The organism is Rhizobium sp. SG570 (assembly GCF_012275345.1).
Classification (GTDB): Bacteria; Pseudomonadota; Alphaproteobacteria; order Rhizobiales; family Rhizobiaceae; genus Rhizobium; species Rhizobium lusitanum.
On record NZ_JAAZQI010000003.1, the window covers coordinates 157,547 to 177,238 of the forward strand.

The following is a 19,692-nucleotide window of genomic DNA, read 5'->3' on the forward strand; positions in this document are numbered from 1 at the left end:
CTGCCGTGAAACGAGTGGGCGGAGGCCGCTATGCCAACGATGATCGAGTTCATGCCCCTAAACCCTTCATGGGTTGATATCATCGTGCGTCTGCTGTTGGTGATTGCCAGCGGCGCGCTGATTGGCGTCAACCGCGAGGTCGGCGGACATGCCGCCGGGTTCCGGACGACGATCCTCGTCGGCCTGGCGGCGTGCCTAGCCATGATCCAGGCCAACCTGCTGCTTTCCACGATCGGCAAGACATCGCAATCGTTCGTCTCCATGGACGTCCTGCGCTTTCCGCTTGGCGTGCTGACGGGCGTCGGCTTCATTGGCGGCGGCGCCATTCTCAAACGCGGCGATCTCGTCACGGGCGTCACGACCGCGGCTACGCTGTGGATCATGACGGCGATCGGCCTTTGCATCGGGGGCGGACAATTGGTGGTCGGATCAATTGGCGCCATTGCGGCCTTTATCGTGCTGTCGCCGTTCAAATGGTTCGATGAATTGATACCGCATCAGCACAAGGCGCGTATGGAGATCGAACTCGCAGACGTTGCCGAGATCGCAAAGATCCAGGCAATATTCGAGCCGCTCGGCTACACTTTCCTCTTCATCGCTAAAAGGGAAGATGAGGCCGATGCCACCGTCCATGTAACCTATCAGGTGCGCTGGAAACACTCTGGCGTCGGCGGCGCCGCGCTGGAACTGCTTACCGCCGTTGAGGAGCGCTACAAGGTCCTCTCCTTCGAGATGGTGACGACGACCGCGTGATTGGCCGATGCCCGTTGCGGAACATTCTTCATCGGCGTTGGTTTGCCTCTCGGAGCGAAAGGAGAATACTATGGTCAAATTCAAGAACGCTGGGACTAAAGACACATCCTCGCCTTCCAGCGATGTTCGCACCCAACAGGCGCTTGATCAGGCTGCCGGCGGCTCCGGAGACATCGAGTCGATCGCACCGGAGCCAATTCCGGGCTACGCGGAACCTGGCACCGATGATGCCCGATCGGCGGATACGTTGGTTCGCGAGAGGCAGCGTAGCCAAGCGCTGGACAAGGCCCGGGGCCGGATTGCGGAGGCGGTGTTAGCCTCGCAGCCGCGTAAACGCTATGCGACGCGAGGTGTAGCGTTCTTTGCGATCGGCGGCCTCGCCGGATTCCTGCTGCACAGCGTTATCGCAAGCCGATAAGCCGATGATGAAGGCTGCAAGCGAGGAGGGCGTCATGCAAGACCCGCACTAGGAACATGGCGTTTCGCAGCGGCGATCGGATGCCGAGATACGTCAGGAAATCCATAAGAGATTGAACGAGGACCCGTTGCTGGATGCCGGCGGTATCTTCGTTTCCGTCAGCCGGGGCCATGTCCTCGTCGAGGGATCGGTCGAAGCCCCTCGGTGTGTCTTTGACCTCGATGAGATCGTTGATGGCGACCGGAATGCCGTGCGACGCCCCGAGGTCGTGACCTGAGCGAAGATCTACCGCGTGACGTTCGGCATCCTGCATGGCGGTAGCGACGAAATAGGAGACGGCATTCAGTTTCGGCGCGAGGCGTTCCATGCGTTCGATTGCCTGTCTCGTCGCCTCGACCGGTGATAGCGTGCCATCGCGCTAAAGTCGCCCGAATTCCCACACGCCAAGAAAAGCAGTCTCGCTCATGTGGAGTTTCTCACTCTCACCCAGTTGATAAGACGCCGCCACCCGAGGGGTGGCGGAGATCATCGCAGCTATAGGATCAGTTCTTGACCGTGTCTTCCAGGAAGAAGCGGCCGAGCGGATTCTGGTAGAAGTTCTCGATATTCTTGCGAGAAACGTTGATGTAGGGACTGTAGTAAAGGTCGATCCAGTTGACGTCGTCCTTCGCCATCTTCTGCAGGTCGATATACATCTGCTCGCGCTTCTTCGGATCCAGCTCCAGACGAGCCGCAGCCACCAGTTCCTTCACCTTCTCGTTCTTATAGTTGGTCGAGTAGTTGTTGTTGGAATCGTGGCCGAGGACGAAGGTGGTCTTCTGGTCCGGGTCGAGGATGTCGTTCGTCCAGTAGTTGACCGAGATGTCGTAATCGCCGGCAACCGTCATGTCCCATTCCTGGCTCGGATCGACCTTCTGCAGGGTGGCGGTGATACCGACCTTCTGCAATTGCTGCTGCACCAGCACGGCCGTCTGCTCGTCGACCTCGTCGCCTGCACGCAGAAGATAGGTCAGCGTCAGGTTGGAAACGCCGGCTTCGGCCAGCATCTTCTTGGCCTTTTCCGGATCGTAGGGGCGCTGCAGGTTGTCGGCGTAGTGATAAAGCGCGCCCTTCGGAATGTAGGAATTGGCGACCGTGCCCTGGCCGAAGGTGACGGCATCGACGATCGCTTTCTTGTCGATGGCGAGGTCGAGGGCCTGGCGGACTTCCTTCTTGCCGAGCTCACCATGCGCGTGGTTGATCAGGAGATGATCCTCGCGCGTCGAGGCATCGATGTCGACATTGAGGTTCGGATCCTTCTTCAGCTCCGCCACGCGGGAGAAGGGAACGAAGATCGCCGTATCGAGCTGACCGGCCTGGACGTTCAGCATGCGGGTGTTGTCATCCGGCACGGAGATCCATTCGACGCCATCGAGCTTCACCCGGTCGGCCTGCCAGAAGTAAGGGTTCTTCTTGAGGATAATGCGGTCGCCGCGCCGCCATTCCGAGACGGAGAAAGCGCCGGAGCCGATCGGCTTTTCGGCATAGGCGTCGGGGCCGAGCGTCTCCATGCCCTTCTTGGAAATGACGGAGGCATTCGGCAGCGCCAGCGTCGACAGGAACGGCGCGGAGGGATGCTTGAGCTTGATGGTTAGCGTATGGGCGTCGGTCGCGACGGCCGTGTCGATCACCTTGTAAGAGTCGCTCCAGAGCGAGGCCGCATCGTCACGGATGCGCAGGAGACTGAAGGCCGCATCCTCGGCCGTCAGCGGCGAGCCGTCGGAGAATTTCGCATCGCGGATCTTGAAGACGTAGGTGAGGCCGTCATCGGATGTGGTCCAGCTTTCGGCAAGGCCGGGCTCCAGCTTGGTGCCGGTCTTGTCGACGCGGATCAGCACGTCGTAGACGTTCGAGAACACCCAGTTGTCGATGTTCTGGGCTGTCTTGATCGGATCGAACGTCGTCGAATCCTCGCGGCGGCCGATGGTCAGCACGCCAGCTGCTTCGGCATAGGTTGCGGTGAGGGTGAGGCCGGCGACGATAGCCGCGAGCCCGATTGATTTCCATCTGCTGGTCATAAGATCGTTCCCTTGGTTGTTATGGCATGCGTTTGAAAGGCAGGATTTCAGCGACGTTGTTTTCACCGCGAAGATCGGTGTCGGCAAAGAGTTGCTTGTTCGGATCGATGTCCGGAATGGCTGCGATGAGAGAGGCCGTATAGGGGTGTTTCGGTCGCACGAAGACCTCCTCGGACGGGCCTTCCTCGACGATCTCGCCGCGATACATCACGACGGTGCGTTCGCAGAGATTGCGAACGATGGCGAGGTCGTGGGCGATGAAGAGCAGGGTCAGGTTCATCTTGCGCGTTAGCTCGCGGAAAAGCTCGATGATCTGCGCCTGGATGGTGACGTCGAGGGCGGCAACGCATTCGTCGGCAATGATGAGCTGAGGATCGACCGCGAGCGCGCGGGCAATGCCGGCGCGCTGGCACTGCCCGCCGCTCATGCTGCGCGGCCTGCGCTTGGCGAATTCGCGCTCCAGCCCGACGAGATCCAGCAGTTCACCGACACGGGCGGGGATATTGGCGGACGCGACCTTGCCCTGCACCTTGAGCACTTCGGTGAGCATGTCGCCGATCGTCAGTCGTGGATTGAGTGCGTTATAGGGATCCTGAAACACCATAGCCGCCTCGCGCCGGAGCTTGGCGAGGCCCGCCGTTCTCTGCTGGGCGAGGTCGATGCCGCCGAAGGTGATATGGCCGGAGGAGAGTGGCGTCAGGCCGAGGATGGCGCGGGCAAGCGTGCTCTTGCCGCTGCCGGATTCGCCGACAATCCCGACGGTCTCGCCGGGCATGATCCGCAGGCTGACGCCCGAGACGGCGTTGACCGTTCTGGCGCCGCTACCCTTGAGGAAGCCGCCGCCGACGTGGAAGCGGACGTGCAGGTCGTCGATTTCGAGAAGCGGCTTGAGCGGGGTGTCGGCCTTTATGGCTTCCGCGATGGATGCCGTCTCGTCCGGCATCGACGGATGGCTCTTGATCAGGTCGATCGTGTAGGGGTGGCGCGGCTGCGACAGAAGCGTCCGCTTCGGACCTTGTTCCAGTAGCTTGCCGCCGCGCATCACGGCGATGCGGTCGCAGGTCTGGGCGACGATGCCAAGGTCGTGGGTGATGAGGATGATCGAAAGGCCCCGCTTGTCGCGAACGTCCATCAGGAGCTTGAGGATCTGCGCCTGGATGGTGACGTCGAGCGCGGTCGTTGGTTCGTCGGCGATCAGGATTTTTGGATTGCAGGACAGGGCGACGCCGATCATCGCGCGCTGGCGCATACCGCCGGAGAATTCGTGCGGATAGCTTTCATATTGCCTAATGGGATCGGGAAAGCCGACCTGACCGAGGATTTCGATGGCAGCAGTGCGTGCCTCCTGCGCATTGAGGCCCTGATGATAGCGAATACCCTCGGCGATCTGGTTGCCGATCCGCATGACCGGATCGAGATGGCTGGTCGGGTTCTGGAAGATCATGCCGATCTCGCCGCCGCGCACCTTCAGCATGTCGCCGTCGCTGATTGTCGTCAGGTCGCGGCCCTCGAGCAGAACACTGCCGCCTTCGATCTTCAGAAGTGAGGAGGGAAGGAGGCGAATCAGCGAGCGGCAGAGCAGGCTCTTGCCGGAGCCGCTTTCGCCGACGAGGCCGAGGATTTCTCCCTTGGCGAGATCCAGCGACACGGCATCGAGCAGCGTGCGCTCGCCACTGTCGAGATGCGCCTTGACGGTGAGATCACGGACGGAAAGGACAGAGGCGCTCATTCGTGCACCCCCAGCAATTCGCCGAGCGCATCGCCCAGCATACTGAAACCAAAGGCGAGACAGACGATGGAGAGGCCGGGAAACAGCGTGATCCACCAGGCCGTGGTGATGAAGCTCTGGCCTTCGGCGACCATGACGCCCCATTCGGCCAGCGGCGGCTGCACGCCAAGACCGAGATAGCTGACGGCGGCACCGCTCAGCAGCACGAGCACAGCATCCGACATCGAAAAGACGATCGAGCCGGCGATGGCATTCGGCAACAGGTGGCGGAACATGATGCGGAAGCGACTGAAGCCGAGGCTGACAGCGGCAACAGCATAGTCGCTGTTCTTCAACACCAGCATCTGCGCGCGGATGAGGCGGGCATAGGAGACCCAGCCGACCAGCGCCATGGCGATATAGAAGCTGCTCAACCCCGGCCCGAGAATGGCGATGATCGACAGCATCAGCACGAGGAAGGGGAAGGCGAGGATGATGTCGACGACCCGCATGAAGACTGCATCGATCACGCCGCCGAAGAAGCCGGCGATGGTGCCGATGGTCGTGCCGATGAGGAAGGGAAAGACCACGCCGATCACGGCGATCTGCAGGTCGATGCGCGTGCCCCATAGGACGCGCGAGAGTATATCGCGGCCGAAATTGTCGGTGCCGAAGGGGTGAAGCAAAGACGGCGCCTGCAGGCGGACATCGGCATTCTGCAGGATCGGGTCGTAGGGTGCGATCAGTGGAGCGCCGAGCGCCACCAGCAGAAAGAACAGGAGAATGCCGCCACCAATGACGAGGGTTAGCCGCTTGCCGAGCAGATGGCGCCAGGCGACGGAAGCAGGAATAGTTGCCTGAAGGCTCATATGGTCACCCTCGGATCGGCGGCGACGGTGACGATGTCGGCGAGGAAGTTGACGAGCACGGTGGCGCAGGCGAAGACCATGGCGACACCCTGGACCACCATGTAATCGCGCGAGAATATGGCGCGCACCAGAAGCTGGCCGATACCGGGGAGCGCAAAGACGCTTTCGACGACGACGGTGCCGCCGATCAGCCAGCCGATATTGACCGCCAGCAGATTGATGGTCGGCACCAGCGAGTTCGGCACCACATGCCGCCAGAAAACGATGCTCTCCGGCATGCCGCGCGCGCGCGCCGCCGTCGCCACGTCAGATTTCAGGGATTCGATCATCGCCGCGCGCAGGCTGCGGGTCAGCACCGTCGATAGCGACAATGCGATGGTGAGGCTCGGCAGGATAAGATGCAAAAGCTTGTCGCCGAGCGTCTCGCCGTAGCCGGAGACCGGAAGCACGCCGAGATCGACGCTGAAGAGGATAATCAGCATCAGGCCGAGCCAGAAGGGCGGAAAGCCGATGCCGAAGGTGGAGACGATGCGGACGACATGGTCCGCGGCACGGCCATTGTTGCGGGCGGCAATCGCCGCCATCGGCACGGCGATGAGGATCGACAGGATGACGCTGGCAACGACGAGTGCCACCGTCGGCTCGATACGCGTGGAAATCAGCTTCAGCACGTCGATCTTGTAGAGGATGGACTTGCCCATCTCGCCATTGGCGAGGTTTTTCAGGAAATAGAAGTATTGCAGCCAGATCGGCTGATCGAGGCCGTATTGGGCGCGGATATTGGCCAGCGCCGTCGGCGTCGCGCGCGTGCCGAGGATGTTGCGGGCGGGATCGCCGGGAATGAGACGCACCAGGACGAAGGTTATAACGCTGATACCGAAAATGACGGGCAGGAATTGCAGCGGGCGGCTGAGAACGAACCTATAGCGATGCATGGTGACGCTCGCTCCCTTGCCTTCTTCCGTCGTTGAACGCTTCCTGTTGCATCATGCCTGCCTGTGCCTCGCCAGAAAATCGAGAAGCGCTGGATAATAGTCGCCGGGGTTTTCATAGAAGGGCATGTGGCTTGCGCTCGTAAACACCTTCAACTCCGCGTTCGGAATGGCGAGCTTCATGCGCAGCGCGCAGGCGGGCGTCAGTTCATCGTGCTCGCCGACGGTGATCAGTGTCGGCACGGTCATGCGCGGCAGATCCGGGATGCGGTTCCAGTCCCTGAGGTTGCCGATATAGAGGAATTCGTTGGGCCCCTGCATTGTCGTGTAAGGTCCCATATTCCAGTCATCGAGCGAACGGCGCACGGGTGCCGGCCATTCCTGCAGGCGGCAAACATGGCGGTAATTGAGGATCGTCACGGCGGCCATGTATTCCGGATGATCGTAGGTGCCTTGCGCCTCGTGCTTCTGCATCATCGCCACCGTTTCCGGGCCAAGCGCCGCACGCAGCCGCTCCAGTTCCGAGATCAGGTGCGGCATGTCGGCGACGGTGTCCTCGAGGATCAGCGTCCGGAGGTTCTCCGGATAGGTGAGCGCATAGTCGATTGCGAGCCAGCCGCCCCAGGAGTGGCCGAGCATATGAACCTTGCCGAGGCCGAGCACCTTGCGAACGGTTTCGGTTTCCTCGACATAGCGGCCGATGGTCCAGAGCGCCGGGTCCGTCGGGCGGTCGGAGGCGCCGGTTCCGAGCTGGTCGAAGGCGACAACGCGGTAACCCTTATCGACGAGGCAGGAATGCGCCTCGCGCAGATAGTCGCAGGGAAGACCGGGGCCACCGTTCAGGCAGAAGACGGTCTCCGCGCCGGAGCCGAAGCTATAGGCAATCACCTTGTGCCCGTCGACTTCGACCTCCATGCGTTCATCCGGGTGCATTTCGCGCCACATCAGCTTACTCCGGCAAAGATTCTTCTTGCTCAACATTTGGGCATGATTAAATTTTTACCGTAAACCGCGATCCACACCAGCTATAAGAAGTGATAGGGTCGGAGTTTGGATGTAAGCCGGAGTTCTCCATGCTTGACGAAATCGGAACGATCAGACGCAAGTTTACCGCGCATGATACGCTGGACGGACGGATCGACCAGGCTTTCGAGGCGATGCAACAGCTCGGTTTCGAAGCTCTGGTCTACGACTATACGCCGGTGCCCTTCGATCTCGACGGCGAGATCATGGTTCCGTCGTTTCTGAAGCTGCGCAATATTTCCGATGACATGCTCGAATACTGGCTCGACCGAGGCTATTTCCGCATCGATCCGGTGCAGCAGGTGGCGCTGCGCACCTCGGCGCCATTCTTCTGGAACTACAATGTCGAGGCCGATACGGCGATTAACCGCTATCTCGGAGAAAATACCGAACCGGTCGCCCGCTACCTCAATGAGCGCGACATGTCCACCGGCGTCACCGTGCCGGTGCACATGCCGCGCGGCGACTATGCGACGGTAACCGGCATCCGATTCGGCGCGAACAAGGATTTTGAGCGCAACGCGCTGCGCTACATCGCCGATTTCGGCCTGCTCGCACATGTCTTCCACGAGACGGCCTATGCGCTGTTCGATTCCAGTGCGCGTAGCGTGGGCAAGATGCGGCTGACGGAGCGGGAGCGGGAGTGCCTGCGTCATTCGGCGGAAGGGCTTTCGGCCAAGGAGATTTCCCGCGTCATCAACCGCTCGGTGCCGACCGTCGTCATGCACCTCAATGCTGCCGCCAAGAAACTCGGCGCCAAGAACCGCACGCAGGCGGTGGTGCGGGCCACGCATTACCGGCTGCTGGAAAGCGAGCCATCCTATAACTTCTGATAGCTGCCGCCGGCCTTGAGGCCGCGTTATGCTTTTTCCGTCCTTGTCAAAAAGATGGAGAAACCCGTGGCCGCCGTCGCATCGAAAGAAGCCTTCCTGCCCTTTCGCGAATACCAGACCTGGTATCGCATCACCGGATCGCTCGATAGCGGCAAGCTGCCTCTCGTCGTCGCCCATGGCGGCCCCGGCTGCACGCATGATTATGTCGATTCCTTCAAGGGTATCACCGAGATCGACGGTCGCGCCATCATCCATTACGACCAGCTCGGCAATGGCAACTCGACGCGCCTGCCGGAAAAAGGGCCCGATTTCTGGACGCCGGCGCTGTTTCTCGAAGAGCTGGATGCGCTGCTGAAGCATCTCGGCATCCAGGATCGCTATGCTTTCCTCGGCCAGTCCTGGGGCGGCATGCTGGGTGCCGAACATGCTGTGCGCCAGCCGAAGGGACTGAAGGCGCTCGTCATCGCGAACTCGCCGGCGAACATGCACACTTGGGTTTCTGAAGCCAACCGGCTGCGTCGCGAGCTGCCGCAGGATGTGCAGGACACACTTCTGAGACATGAAGAGGCTGGCACGATAACCCATCCGGAATATATCGCCGCTTCCCGCGTCTTCTACGACCGGCATGTCTGCCGCGTCGTCCCCTGGCCGCCCGAAGTGGCGCGCACTTTCGCGATTATGGACGAGGACAACACGGTCTATCGCAACATGAACGGCCCGACCGAATTCCACGTCATCGGCACGATGAAGGACTGGACGATCGAGGATCGTCTGTCCTTGATCGAGGCGCCGACGCTGCTGATCTCCGGAAAATACGACGAGGCGACGCCCGATGTGGTCAAACCCTATGTCGATCGCGTCGCCGGTTGCAGATGGGTGCTCTTTGAACATTCCAGCCATATGCCGCATGTCGAGGAGAAGGAGCTTTGCCTCGCCACCGTCGCCGCCTTTCTGTCGCAGCATGATTGAAAATGCGTATCGTCTCGCCTCATGATTGGCCCGGGTGGCCCGATGACGATGAGCTTAGGGGCCGTTCCGGATCGACTGGCCAGCTGTAGAGACAATCGTCGAGCGGCAGAAGGGTATGCCGGCGGAAAGCAATGATAATCGCCTCCTCGTCACCGGACAGGACCGTGGACTTCGGTTCGCTTGGACCGGTCGGCAGATCGGCGACTTCGGTTCGCTTCTTCCATTTGGCTACGGTCTTCTGGTTTATGCCATAGCGCTTGGCAAGCGATCTCAGGCTCTCTTGACTATCTTGTATCGCTCGACCGATTGCCTCTGTCGTCGTGGCGCTGCCGTGAAGAATCTGGGCCATAGCGCTTCCCTCCATTCAATGGATAAGATTGCACCATCAAAGTCCGGGATCAAACAGCTAGGCTGGAAGATCTCAGGCGGAAATCACCTGTTTCCCGTCACGCGGCCAAAACCTTAACAGGGATTTTTGCAGAAATTCCGATCTTGTCGTCATTGGACGCGATGCCCTTTCAGGTAGCCGCAAGCTTGCCGTGCTCAATGGGTTTCACATCAAAATGGGAGGGGTAAGTCATCTCCGGGCGGGTGGATGTCCGCCCCGAGTGTTCCGTTTGTTTCACTTCGAGAAGTTGACATGACTGATCATCCCGTTGCCGTAGCGCCGTCCCGTTTTCAGGATGGCTATGACATCATTACGATATTCTTCCATTGGCTGACCGCTTTGCTGGTCGTCAGCCTTTTTGCGAGCATCGAACTGCGCGGATTTCTTGTGCAAGGCACCTGGATCCGCAGCGAGATGCAACCCTTGCACATCTCTCTCGGCATCTTGTTATTGCCGACCATTCTTCTGCGCAGTCTCTGGCGTGTCTTCTCGCGGGGAGATCGTCCTGCGCCGAACAGTGGACTTATGGATATAGCCGCCAAGCTTGCGCATTTCGGACTTTATGCACTGCTCATTGCACAGGTTGTGCTCGGCTTCGCCGCGACTTGGGCGCGGGAGGGAATTTTCACGTTTTTCGGACTGTTTCCACTACCGCGGCTGATCAATGTCGATCCCTCGCTGCGCCACACAATCACCGACGTGCATCAGGTCGTGGCCTGGGCAATCATCCTCCTCGCCGCATTGCATGCGCTTGCTGCGCTCGTTCATCACTATGTACTCAGAGATGATGTTCTGGCGCGAATGTTGCCTGCAGCCCGCCGGCCAACCGATAGGCGGAAGTGATCCGCCGCGGTAATGTTCCGACCAGTCGGTTCCATCATGCTTCAAAACGTTTTCGACTGGCCGACCCCTTGCCTGCAGGGCCCGGTTCGTCGTTGGCGGTGGTAAGCCAAGCCGCGTCGCCCAGGGCGACCGTGGGGGTACTGCGCAAATGACTCGTCGGTTACGGCTACCCGAACTTAAGCGGGGCAGCTGCGACAATGGCTACATGGTCGATAGCTGCGCCCGAATATCATCTGCGATCGGATGCAGGGATTTCGCATCAGTCGCACCCATGAGACTAAAACCCATCCCGCCATTAGCCCAAGTCCAACCGCTGACCTTTCCATCGGCATGCTCGACCATCGGTCGGTTCTGATCAACGATCATGTGCCTGGCCAACATTACCAGCCGGTCCCCCTTGTCGTCGTTATACATCAACATGAACCCAGGCCCGTGAACGGTGGAAACGATGCGTCCGCCCATGAGACGATAGCCTGACCGGGACAGATCCGGCAGCACCGTCTTGGTGCCCAGCGTTCTCGAAGCGATGTCCGCTAAGCCGGAAAGATCGTCTGCCTTGAATTCGACGGGCTGGACAGCGCTGCCGGCAAATGTCGTATAACTCGCAGACGCTTCCTGAGCGAGCGCTGCCACGCCTTCCGAGGGCGGCAGCGAATAGCCGCGAACCGCCCAGCCACCGGTTGCGCCGACAACGATGAGAACCATGGCCGCGGCGGCCATTCTCCAGGCAGGCAGCTTTTCGGACTGCCGTCGCGCAGCGATCTGCGCCAGGTTCAAACGCATTGGAATGGGCTCCTGGGCGACTGGATCCAGCGCGGCCCGCAGAGTTGCGGCATCTGCCTTGAGGGCGGCGGCTCGCGAAGCTTCATCCGGGTTTGCGGCCAGGTAGGCCTCGACTTCGTCGTGTCGCTCCGGCTGGAGCGCGCAGTCGACGTAACCCTGGATATCCTCTTCTGTAATTGGTCGTTTCATCACTTTACAATCCTGAGCTGGGGTTGCCCTGCTATGACATTTGCGCGTGGCGACTCAAGTATGGCCCGCAATTGTTCTCTTGCTCTCGAAAGCCTGGACATCACGGTTCCCGCCGGAATCCCAAGAACCTTTGCTGCCTCTGCGTAAGACAAGTCCTCAACGGAGATCAACAGGATAACGCTTCGATGATCGGGCGGCAGTCGCTCTATGGCCAGGAGAACCTCCTTGCCATAGATGGTCTCTTCCTGTGTGGCCGCAATTGCATTTGTTGCTTCAGGCATGTCCTCGATCGGTACGGCGTATCCGCGTCGTGTCTTCTGCCGCAACCTATTGATGGCAAGGTTATGAAGAATGGCGAACATCCATGTTCGGGGATCATCGTTACGGCGACGGTGCCAGTTGGCGACAACTTTCTCCAGGCAATCCTGGACCGTATCATCTGCCGCTTCAACGTCACGCAGAAGGCCGCGTGCATAACGCCGCAGTGTCGGGATGAGCGGTTCCACAAGAGAAAGCATGTCGTCCACTGGTCACCTTTGTCGTTGAGGGGCCTGCCTCGACGAGGCGGACCTGCACGTTCAATCGGCTTGCACCTGGACAACACTATCCGGCTTACCATCCAGCGCGGTGGCGACGACCAGATAACGACGTTCATCCTTGTGCTTGGCCTCGACGATCTGTCGGATCGGGCCCACGGTGTTGACGATAGCGGAACCCGCCGGGTTCGTCATAAAAGATGCAAGGCCTTCGAGCGGGCCGCTGCCATTGGCATTGTCAGACAGGGCGAGTACATACGGTTTTTTGGGATCCAGGCCAGTGACGGACGCCTGCAGAACCTGTGTCAGCCCCTGATTGAACAGCGTAACGCTCGTCGACTGCTTCTTGTCCTTGTCTCCCTTGGTTGCAAGCTTCAGATGGGCAGCATCACCCGCAGTACCGAGCGGCACGAGATTCTGCATGCCATCGCCTTGAGGTACCGCGTTCGGGACGTAGGCGACAGCCTGCGGCGCCTGGCCAATCGGGATGTTGGCGATAACCTTGTTAGTCAGGGTATCGATGACAGCGAACTGGTCGGCATTTTCAAGGCCGACATAGACACGGGTGCCATCGCCTGACGGCCAGACGCCATGTGGCAGATTGCCGACCGGGATCGTCGCAACCTGCTCGAAATTGTCGGTGCGGAAAACCTTCACCTCATTAAGACCGCCAACGGTAATATAGGCGAAGCTGCCATTCTTGTTGGTGACGAGGTTGACGTGATTGGTAATCGGGCCGGTATCGATCGTCTTGATCAGATCGAAAGGCGGCTGGGCGTTGAAGACCTGAGTCTTGCCGACATCCTTCAGGGTGAACCAAACCTGCTTGCCATCGGCGGAAGCGGCAATGTTCGGGCAGAAGGGGCTTGCCTGCTTCACATGGCCGACAATCTGATGGTCTGCGACGGTGACGACGGCGACATCCGGGTTGAAGGATGAGCAGATATAGCCGTACTTGCCATCCGGCGAGAAGATCTGCATGCCGGGGCCAGGAGCAACCTTGATGCGGGTCTTTTCTTCGAAAGTGCTCGCATCGATGACGGAGATATAGTCTTCGCCCCGCACCGTCACCCAGACTTCCTTGCCGTCGGGCGTAAAGAAGGCCTCATGCGGGGAGCGGCCGACATAGGTCGTGTGCTTCACGGCATTGGTTGCTGTATCGATAAAGGTCACCGAATTAGAGCCGATCGAGACGACGGCGAGCGTCTTGTGATCCGGGGAAAACCCCATGCCGTGGACGAGGACCTGGCCCTTATAAAGGGGGCTCAGGTTGCCGGGCTGCGGATCGCCGAGCTTGATGACGCCAAGCAGTTTGTTGTCAACCGGATCGGAGACCGACACCGTATTGGAGAACTGCTCGGCCGCATAGACGCGGTCCTTGTGGCTGATCGGAATGTCCGGTGTGGATGCGGCGAATGGTGCCTGGCCCGCGAGGGCGGCAAGCGGAGATAGCATGCTGCCGGCAAGCAGGATGGCGGCAAATGATGTGCGTAGCATTGGAAGACCTTTCATTACATTTTCATGCCCGGAGCCATGCCTTGCATAGTCCCGGAGGGCGCAGTCTGGGTGGGTGCGGAAGTCGGAGGCGGCAGGGGATCGCCGATCGCGAGCTTCATCGCGATGATTTCCTGCTGCTGTTCGACGATGATTTCCTGGGCGATCCTGCGGAGCTGCTCGTTTTTGCCGTATTTCAAAGCCGCGACCGCCATGTCGATTGCGCCTTGGTGGTGGGGCGTCATCATGGCTACGAAGTCGCGGTCGACGTCGCCGCTGGGCTTGACGGACATACCGTCCATCATTTTTGTCATAGCGGCGTCGTTTTCAGTGAGATAGGCGGCTTCAGCCGCATTTTGTGCTGACGCTACGACGGCGATGTTGCTGCCGTTGTCCTGCGCCATCGCCTTGTAAGCTGAGAATGCCGCAGCAGAAGCAAGGCATAGGGTCATCAGGTATCGGGAAGAACCGTGCATGTTCATCTTCTTCTCTGTTGTTACGTTGGGGTAGACAGCGTGGCGCGGGGTTTATTCCATCAGGCACGAAATTAATGTCAGGCGGGATCCTGCAGGCCAAATGAAGCGACCAAACCGAGGGCTGCGGCCCCAAGCACGAGCTCGGCCGCGCAGCCGCACGCGAGCAGCAATCGGGCAAACGATCCGTCTCCCCGGATCATCGGCACGAAGGCATAACGGTTCACGATCGCAATCGCCGTCATAAGGCCGACGGCCAGAATTTTCAGACAAAGCTTTTGATCGTAGGGGGAAGAGAAATGAATCGGAAGTCGTCCAACCGTGAACCAGAGGTTGACGATCCCGCTGGTCAGGACGAGAGCGACCGCCACATGTCCGGCCGTTGAAAAGCGCCGCATGGCCTTGATCGAAACCGATCGGAGCTCCGATATAGCTGCCATGCGCAAGATCAACATGAATGGGATGAGACCTCCCAACCAAGCGCAGCCCGACAGGACATGGACAGCGTCAACTGCCTGATGAGCAACACCGCCAAGGCCGCTGTCTTCGGCAGCATGTCCACTCAGGGCAAGTTCGCACAGCATCAATCCTGCGATCAAGACGGATGTTCGATACGCGCGCAGAAGATTTGCCAAAAGCAGCATGATGGCAGTCGCAACCTGAAGTGCCAACGCCTCGCCCACGGCTGTTTCTGCAACGAGATGCAACGTGCTGACATCGTACCCCGAGGCCCAATGTCCGGTGATGTCGGCAGTTTGCACAGGGAGTGCAGACACGCTCGTTGCGACCACAACACCGACAGCGACGCTAACCGCAGTCTCCAGAAGCCGCACGAGCGGCGTCACCAAAGTCCGACCGGCGAGGAAACAGGCAAAACCCAGACCGCCCCACAGCAGACAAAGGGCACCGTCGTGTAAGAAACGAAGGCACGTCACAGCGCTTTCCGGCGTCATGGTGCGACAGAAAAGTCATATTTTCCCTCGGTCTTATGACCATCTTTCGAAAGCGCGTGCCATGCAACACTATAGCGGCCCGGCATGAGGGGTTTAATGAACGCGGCGGAGAGCTCGGTATCGTCTGGAGCGCCAAGCACTGGATCACTGAGCGAAACCGGTGCGCCCCTGTTGTCGGTGATGGAGACACCGGAAAATGCAAGCTCCAATCCCTCGGTGAAATCCATCGATATCCTGGTGGGAGATGCCTGGACTGTCGAGCCGGTCGTCGGCATCGACGTTTTCAGATGGGCATGGGCCCAGGCGGGCGCGGCAAGACCGACGATGCAGGTGCCGGCCACGAGAATGCGTGCGAAGTAGGTTTTCATTTCGGAGCTGATTGCAATATTCATCGGAGCACCCTTCGAGTGGCTTTGATCTCGTTACGAATGGGTAGACATCCCGAAAGCCGACTTATTCCGTCGTGCCGCGAAATTCCTGAAACCTGCGGGAAACACCGGAAAAGGTCGGGTTTTCACCGATAACGGCAGCTCCAGTCGTAAGAATGGAATCGCGGTTTCACCGGACCTTGCGAAGCGGCAACCTACGAAGAATCGGAGGGAGCCGACGCGTTACATCCGTCACGAAGAGGGCGATTTTGACACCGCCGCAAAACCAAACCGGTCTCTAATGACGATGGCGCCGGTCGTTGGGCGGACGACGACAGTCTGTCCGCCTGACAGTGCCAATGCCGCAAAGGACCTCATTATGACCAATACAGCCATTTCGACCACGTCCTCCACAGGCAAATGGATGGAGGCGCGCCAAGGAGAACACTCGTTTATCCGAGTTCCGGCAGGCGACATGGCGATCGTGCAACGACCGACAGATATCATCCTTGGTTCAAGTGCCGGCGATGCCCGAGCGACTGTTGTCACCGGCCTTTCGTTGCGTGCTGCCGTAGGACCAGTTGCAACTCAAGTGGGACTTCGAGCGCATTTGATGAGTGACGAAGCAAAGGCATTCGTTGCCGCAGGCGAAAGCTTTGTGGCACACGAGACACTCAACCACTCCAGCCGCGAATATGTCCGAGATGCCGTCCAAGTCAATTCAGCCGAGGGGTTCAATGCACGGGTCCGGCGGTCGGAATTATACCTAAGTATCCATAAATATTAGTCTTCAGTAAAAATTAAGCTTTATGCCCTATTAATAGGGTGTCCGGACATTAAGTCGAGACCGACATGAGGTCGGTACTTCCAGGAACTTCGACGTTGCTTTAGCGAGAGGTTTCTGGCATCGGGGCATCTGTTCAACTCTCCAAACTTTTTACAGCCCCTTGCCGGATTACATCCTGCCACGGAAGTCTGGAGAAATCGCCATGCTTGCAGATAGCGCGAGCAGAAGTGATTGCAGTTGCTGCTATCAGCTGGCTATCCCGCTCAATCGGTCCGGCTTGAATTAGACTACAAATACGATGAGGGGCAGTGCGCTTGCCTCTTTTACAGGGTCGCCAGAGGAGAGATCTGAAGATGTTCGGCAGTTCCAAAGTGTATCGCATGCAGAAAAAGTCGTTGGATTCTATTACTGCCAACATCATGATCGCCGACGCCGATCTGAACATTCGATATATGAACCAGGCCGTCGCCGGGCTGCTCAAGGAAGCCGAAACGGAACTGAAGAAGGAACTCCCGCGGTTCGATTTCGACAGACTTGTCGGAAGCAACATCGACATCTTCCACAAAAACCCGTCGCATCAGCGAAACATGCTCGCGGCGCTAAAGACCCAGCACCGGGCCACGATCTGGGTCGGACATCGCGCCTTTGACTTGATTGTTACCCCGCTGCTCGAAGGAAACAAGACGACGGGCTTTGTCGTGGAGTGGGCAAACGCGAAAGAACGACTGCAAAATGTCGACTTCCAGGGCCAGATGGTGGCGATCAGCCGTGTTCAGGGGATCATCGAGTTCACGACCGAAGGCGAGATCGTCACGGCAAACGACAACTTCCTGAAGGCGATCGGTTATCGCCTGGACGAGATCAAGGGTCGCAGCCACAGTATGCTTGTCGATCCGGAATACGCCAAGACACCGGCTTACAAGGAATTTTGGGAGGCGCTGCGCCGGGGCGAGTTTCAAGCGGCTGAGTTTACCCGCTATGGCAAGAACGGCAAAGTCGTTGTCATTAATGCATCCTATAACCCAATCTTGGATTCCAAGGGCAAAGTCACCAAGGTCGTGAAATTTGCAACCGACGTGACCGAGCGAGTTCATGCGGTTACGACCATCGGTGCGGCGCTGACCAAGCTTGCAAAGGGAGATCTCTCCTTCAGTCTCGACGAGCCCTTCGCACCGGATTTCGAAGGACTGCGAAACACAATGAACGAGGCGCTGAGCCAGATGCGCAACGCGCTCGGTGATGTCGCGCATTCAACCGATCGGATTGATACGGGCACGCGCGAGATCAGTCAAAGTGCCGAAGATTTGTCCAGGCGCACCGAACAGCAGGCAGCGTCACTCGAAGAGACCGCCGCAGCCCTTGATCAGATCACGGTCAACGTCAACAACGCAGCAAAGCGCGCCGAAGAGGCCCGTCATGCCGCAGCCACGGCAAGTGAAAATGCCGAGCGCTCCGGCAAGGTGGTCGCCGATGCGGTTGGAGCGATGTCGCGGATCGAGAGTTCGTCCAACCAGATCTCCAATATCATTGGCGTCATCGATGAGATCGCCTTCCAGACCAATCTCTTGGCTCTCAATGCCGGAGTTGAAGCAGCGCGCGCCGGCGAAGCAGGTAAGGGTTTTGCGGTGGTGGCCCAAGAAGTGCGAGAACTTGCGCAACGCTCCGCGCAAGCTGCCAAAGAAATCAAAGAACTGATACGCAATTCGTCCGAGGAAGTCAGCACCGGCGTGAAACTGGTCAGCGAAACCGGAGAGGCCCTGCGGACCATCCAGCACAACATTGTGGCAGTCAATGACCACATGGAGGCGATCACCAATTCGGCAAAAGAGCAGGCGACCGGTCTATCGGAAGTCAATACTGCTGTTAACCAAATGGATCAGGTCACGCAGCAAAACGCCGCCATGGTTGAAGAAACCAATGCCGCTAGCGCCACGCTCGCCCAGGAGACGACGCGACTGCGTGAACTGATAGGAGAGTTCCAACTGGGTGGGCTAGGGCGGCCGAATTCAGCGGGCATCAGACAATCGGCAGATCATACATCAAACCGAAGGCTCGAGCTTGCGAAGCCAGGCCACCGACCGGTGCCCTCGCCGGCCAGGCACATGCTCACCAAAATAGCCGGTAAAGTCGATGGTGGAGCTGCTGCCGAAAGTTGGGAAGAGTTCTAAGACCGGCCTGATAGGCAGTTTGTTGTTCACCCTCAAAGCTGAAAGCACGCCTCATCACAAACGTTTTGTCTTTTCCAGTCGAATTAAGCAGCAAGGTCGCTCTGGCCGGCAGTCTCCACAAAACGATCATCGCTTTTGCTTGCTGAGGTCAATTGTTAATTCACAGGTCAATTGTTAATTCACGGTTAACCATTCGGCTACACAAATGGGGTACCTAATTCAACAATCGAGTCGAAGATGCCCGTTAGCGCTTTTTCCGTGCTCGCACCTGATGCGCTGGATCCTTACGTAGACCTTCGCTCGGTACCAAAATATCGGTATTTCGGTAAAAACAATCTCATTGATAGATTTCGCGAAGGTGTACCGTTCGACCACATCTCTATATCCGGGCTAGACGTCGATCACTATCGTTTTGGGGACGGGTTTTCGATCGACACAGACCTTCCTCCAGGATTTGTGGAGGCGTACATGGAAGACAAGCTTTTCAAGGTCGATCCGTTTATAGCAGCCACCAAGGCGTCGAAAACCGTAATGGTCGAAAGTGAAGTCTACCAGGACGTAGAAGTCCCGCAGCGGTTGCTGTATTTGCAGCGCATATTCGGGGTTCACAACAGAACCATGGTCCCGATCTTGCGTGAAAATACGGTTTACGGCGCGGTCGGCTTCACCCGCATGTCAGCGTTCACGGAAAGCGAGCTTACCTTTCTCACGCTCATCGCAGAACCCATCCATACCGCTGTAACCAAACCACTGATGGACCGCTTCGCCGTGCAACACCTACGTTTGTCAAAAGGCGAGATGGCGTGTCTTTCTCAGGCGAGCCTTGGGCTGACGAGTGAAGGGATTGGCAAAGCGATTGGTTACCAGGTTGACACCGTCAACAGCTACATCAAGTCTGCAGTGAAGAAGCTTGGGGCGTCGAACAGAACGCAAGCGATCGCAGAGGCGATACGCCGCCGACTGATTTCGTGACGGGGCGTTTTCATCCAAGTCATCAAATTGGGAACCTCAGGGACGATCGTTGATTACGGTCAAGCTCGCAATGTCGGATGCTAACGGCGCTTTTTGCCTCTTGCAAAGAACTGACCAGAGCGTCTTGTTTCTTTACGCATTCCAGATGGAAAACCGCTTCGCACTTTTCCTGGAAA

The 19,692-nt window shown here is 58.5% G+C and carries 18 protein-coding genes and 3 pseudogenes; 8 read left to right on the top strand and 13 right to left on the bottom strand.

Going from position 1 to position 19,692, the window contains the following annotated elements:
- Positions 1-30 precede the first annotated feature (30 nt).
- Positions 31-753 carry an MgtC/SapB family protein gene (locus FHT28_RS08035; RefSeq protein WP_168595944.1) on the top strand — a complete coding sequence of 241 codons (723 nt, stop codon included), beginning with the start codon at positions 31-33 and terminating at the stop codon, positions 751-753.
- Positions 754-823: 70 nt separating this feature from the next.
- On the top strand, positions 824-1,171 hold the full coding sequence (locus FHT28_RS08040; protein WP_168595945.1) for a hypothetical protein: 348 nt from the start codon (positions 824-826) through the stop codon (positions 1,169-1,171).
- Here FHT28_RS08040 and FHT28_RS08045 read toward each other — a convergent pair.
- The 6 genes and pseudogenes from FHT28_RS08045 to FHT28_RS08070 all read right to left on the bottom strand — a co-directional run.
- A pseudogene (locus FHT28_RS08045) lies at positions 1,155-1,553 on the bottom strand (hypothetical protein); the annotation flags it as partial. The gene FHT28_RS08040 and the pseudogene FHT28_RS08045 overlap by 17 nt on opposite strands.
- Positions 1,554-1,713: 160 nt before the next feature.
- Positions 1,714-3,228 (bottom strand): ABC transporter substrate-binding protein, encoded by a 1,515-nt coding sequence (locus FHT28_RS08050; RefSeq protein WP_047555550.1) that lies wholly within the window; start codon positions 3,226-3,228, stop codon positions 1,714-1,716.
- Between the two features lie 19 nt (positions 3,229-3,247).
- Positions 3,248-4,957: an ABC transporter ATP-binding protein gene (locus FHT28_RS08055; protein ID WP_168595947.1), complete on the bottom strand. Its 1,710-nt coding sequence runs from the start codon at positions 4,955-4,957 to the stop codon at positions 3,248-3,250.
- A complete protein-coding gene (locus FHT28_RS08060; RefSeq protein WP_047555552.1) occupies positions 4,954-5,805 on the bottom strand; it encodes an ABC transporter permease in 852 nt (283 codons plus the stop codon). Before FHT28_RS08060 ends, FHT28_RS08055 begins: the two co-directional genes overlap by 4 nt.
- Positions 5,802-6,740 (bottom strand): ABC transporter permease, encoded by a 939-nt coding sequence (locus FHT28_RS08065; RefSeq protein WP_047555553.1) that lies wholly within the window; start codon positions 6,738-6,740, stop codon positions 5,802-5,804. The genes FHT28_RS08060 and FHT28_RS08065 overlap by 4 nt, the downstream gene beginning before the upstream one ends.
- A gap of 51 nt (positions 6,741-6,791) precedes the next feature.
- Positions 6,792-7,682: a proline iminopeptidase-family hydrolase gene (locus tag FHT28_RS08070; RefSeq protein ID WP_168595948.1), complete on the bottom strand. Its 891-nt coding sequence runs from the start codon at positions 7,680-7,682 to the stop codon at positions 6,792-6,794.
- 128 nt (positions 7,683-7,810) lie between these two features.
- Between FHT28_RS08070 and FHT28_RS08075 the strand changes: the two genes are divergently transcribed.
- Together FHT28_RS08075 and FHT28_RS08080 are read left to right on the top strand one after the other, a co-directional pair.
- Complete coding sequence (locus FHT28_RS08075) at positions 7,811-8,593, top strand: LuxR family transcriptional regulator (protein ID WP_037191331.1); 783 nt, start codon at positions 7,811-7,813, stop codon at positions 8,591-8,593.
- A 54-nt stretch (positions 8,594-8,647) separates the two neighbouring features.
- Positions 8,648-9,562, top strand: a complete 915-nt coding sequence (locus FHT28_RS08080) for a proline iminopeptidase-family hydrolase (protein WP_168595949.1) — start codon at positions 8,648-8,650, stop codon at positions 9,560-9,562.
- Positions 9,563-9,644: 82 nt separating this feature from the next.
- Here FHT28_RS08080 and FHT28_RS08085 read toward each other — a convergent pair.
- Positions 9,645-9,911, bottom strand: a pseudogene (locus FHT28_RS08085) (IS481 family transposase); the annotation flags it as partial.
- A 291-nt stretch (positions 9,912-10,202) separates the two neighbouring features.
- On the opposite strand from FHT28_RS08085, the gene FHT28_RS08090 reads away from it, so the two are divergent.
- Positions 10,203-10,793 (top strand): cytochrome b/b6 domain-containing protein, encoded by a 591-nt coding sequence (locus FHT28_RS08090; RefSeq protein WP_168595950.1) that lies wholly within the window; start codon positions 10,203-10,205, stop codon positions 10,791-10,793.
- Between the two features lie 201 nt (positions 10,794-10,994).
- Here the strand turns inward: FHT28_RS08090 and FHT28_RS08095 are convergent, their stop codons facing one another.
- The 6 genes from FHT28_RS08095 to copC form a co-directional block, all read right to left on the bottom strand.
- On the bottom strand, positions 10,995-11,765 hold the full coding sequence (locus FHT28_RS08095; RefSeq protein ID WP_037191322.1) for an anti-sigma factor: 771 nt from the start codon (positions 11,763-11,765) through the stop codon (positions 10,995-10,997).
- Positions 11,765-12,292, bottom strand: coding sequence for an RNA polymerase sigma factor (locus FHT28_RS08100; protein ID WP_168595951.1), 528 nt, complete (start codon positions 12,290-12,292; stop codon positions 11,765-11,767). Before FHT28_RS08100 ends, FHT28_RS08095 begins: the two co-directional genes overlap by 1 nt.
- Before the next feature lie 51 nt (positions 12,293-12,343).
- A complete protein-coding gene (locus FHT28_RS08105) occupies positions 12,344-13,813 on the bottom strand; it encodes a YncE family protein (RefSeq protein ID WP_246704811.1) in 1,470 nt (489 codons plus the stop codon).
- Positions 13,813-14,199 carry a DUF305 domain-containing protein gene (locus FHT28_RS08110; RefSeq protein WP_246704827.1) on the bottom strand — a complete coding sequence of 129 codons (387 nt, stop codon included), beginning with the start codon at positions 14,197-14,199 and terminating at the stop codon, positions 13,813-13,815. Before FHT28_RS08110 ends, FHT28_RS08105 begins: the two co-directional genes overlap by 1 nt.
- Positions 14,200-14,348: 149 nt before the next feature.
- Entirely contained in the window at positions 14,349-15,203 is an 855-nt protein-coding gene (gene copD / locus FHT28_RS08115) for a copper homeostasis membrane protein CopD (protein ID WP_168595952.1), read from the bottom strand.
- A 14-nt stretch (positions 15,204-15,217) separates the two neighbouring features.
- The gene (gene copC, locus FHT28_RS08120) at positions 15,218-15,613 is read right to left on the bottom strand and encodes a copper homeostasis periplasmic binding protein CopC (protein ID WP_168595953.1); all 396 of its coding nucleotides are present in this window, start codon (positions 15,611-15,613) and stop codon (positions 15,218-15,220) included.
- Between the two features lie 451 nt (positions 15,614-16,064).
- Here copC and FHT28_RS08125 point away from each other — a divergent pair.
- From FHT28_RS08125 to FHT28_RS08135, 3 genes and pseudogenes are all read left to right on the top strand, one after another.
- Positions 16,065-16,346: pseudogene (locus FHT28_RS08125) on the top strand (transposase); the annotation flags it as partial.
- A 383-nt stretch (positions 16,347-16,729) separates the two neighbouring features.
- The gene (locus FHT28_RS08130) at positions 16,730-18,544 is read left to right on the top strand and encodes a methyl-accepting chemotaxis protein (RefSeq protein ID WP_168595954.1); all 1,815 of its coding nucleotides are present in this window, start codon (positions 16,730-16,732) and stop codon (positions 18,542-18,544) included.
- A gap of 237 nt (positions 18,545-18,781) precedes the next feature.
- On the top strand, positions 18,782-19,516 hold the full coding sequence (locus FHT28_RS08135; RefSeq protein WP_037191306.1) for a LuxR family transcriptional regulator: 735 nt from the start codon (positions 18,782-18,784) through the stop codon (positions 19,514-19,516).
- The last annotated feature ends 176 nt before the right edge of the window (positions 19,517-19,692 follow it).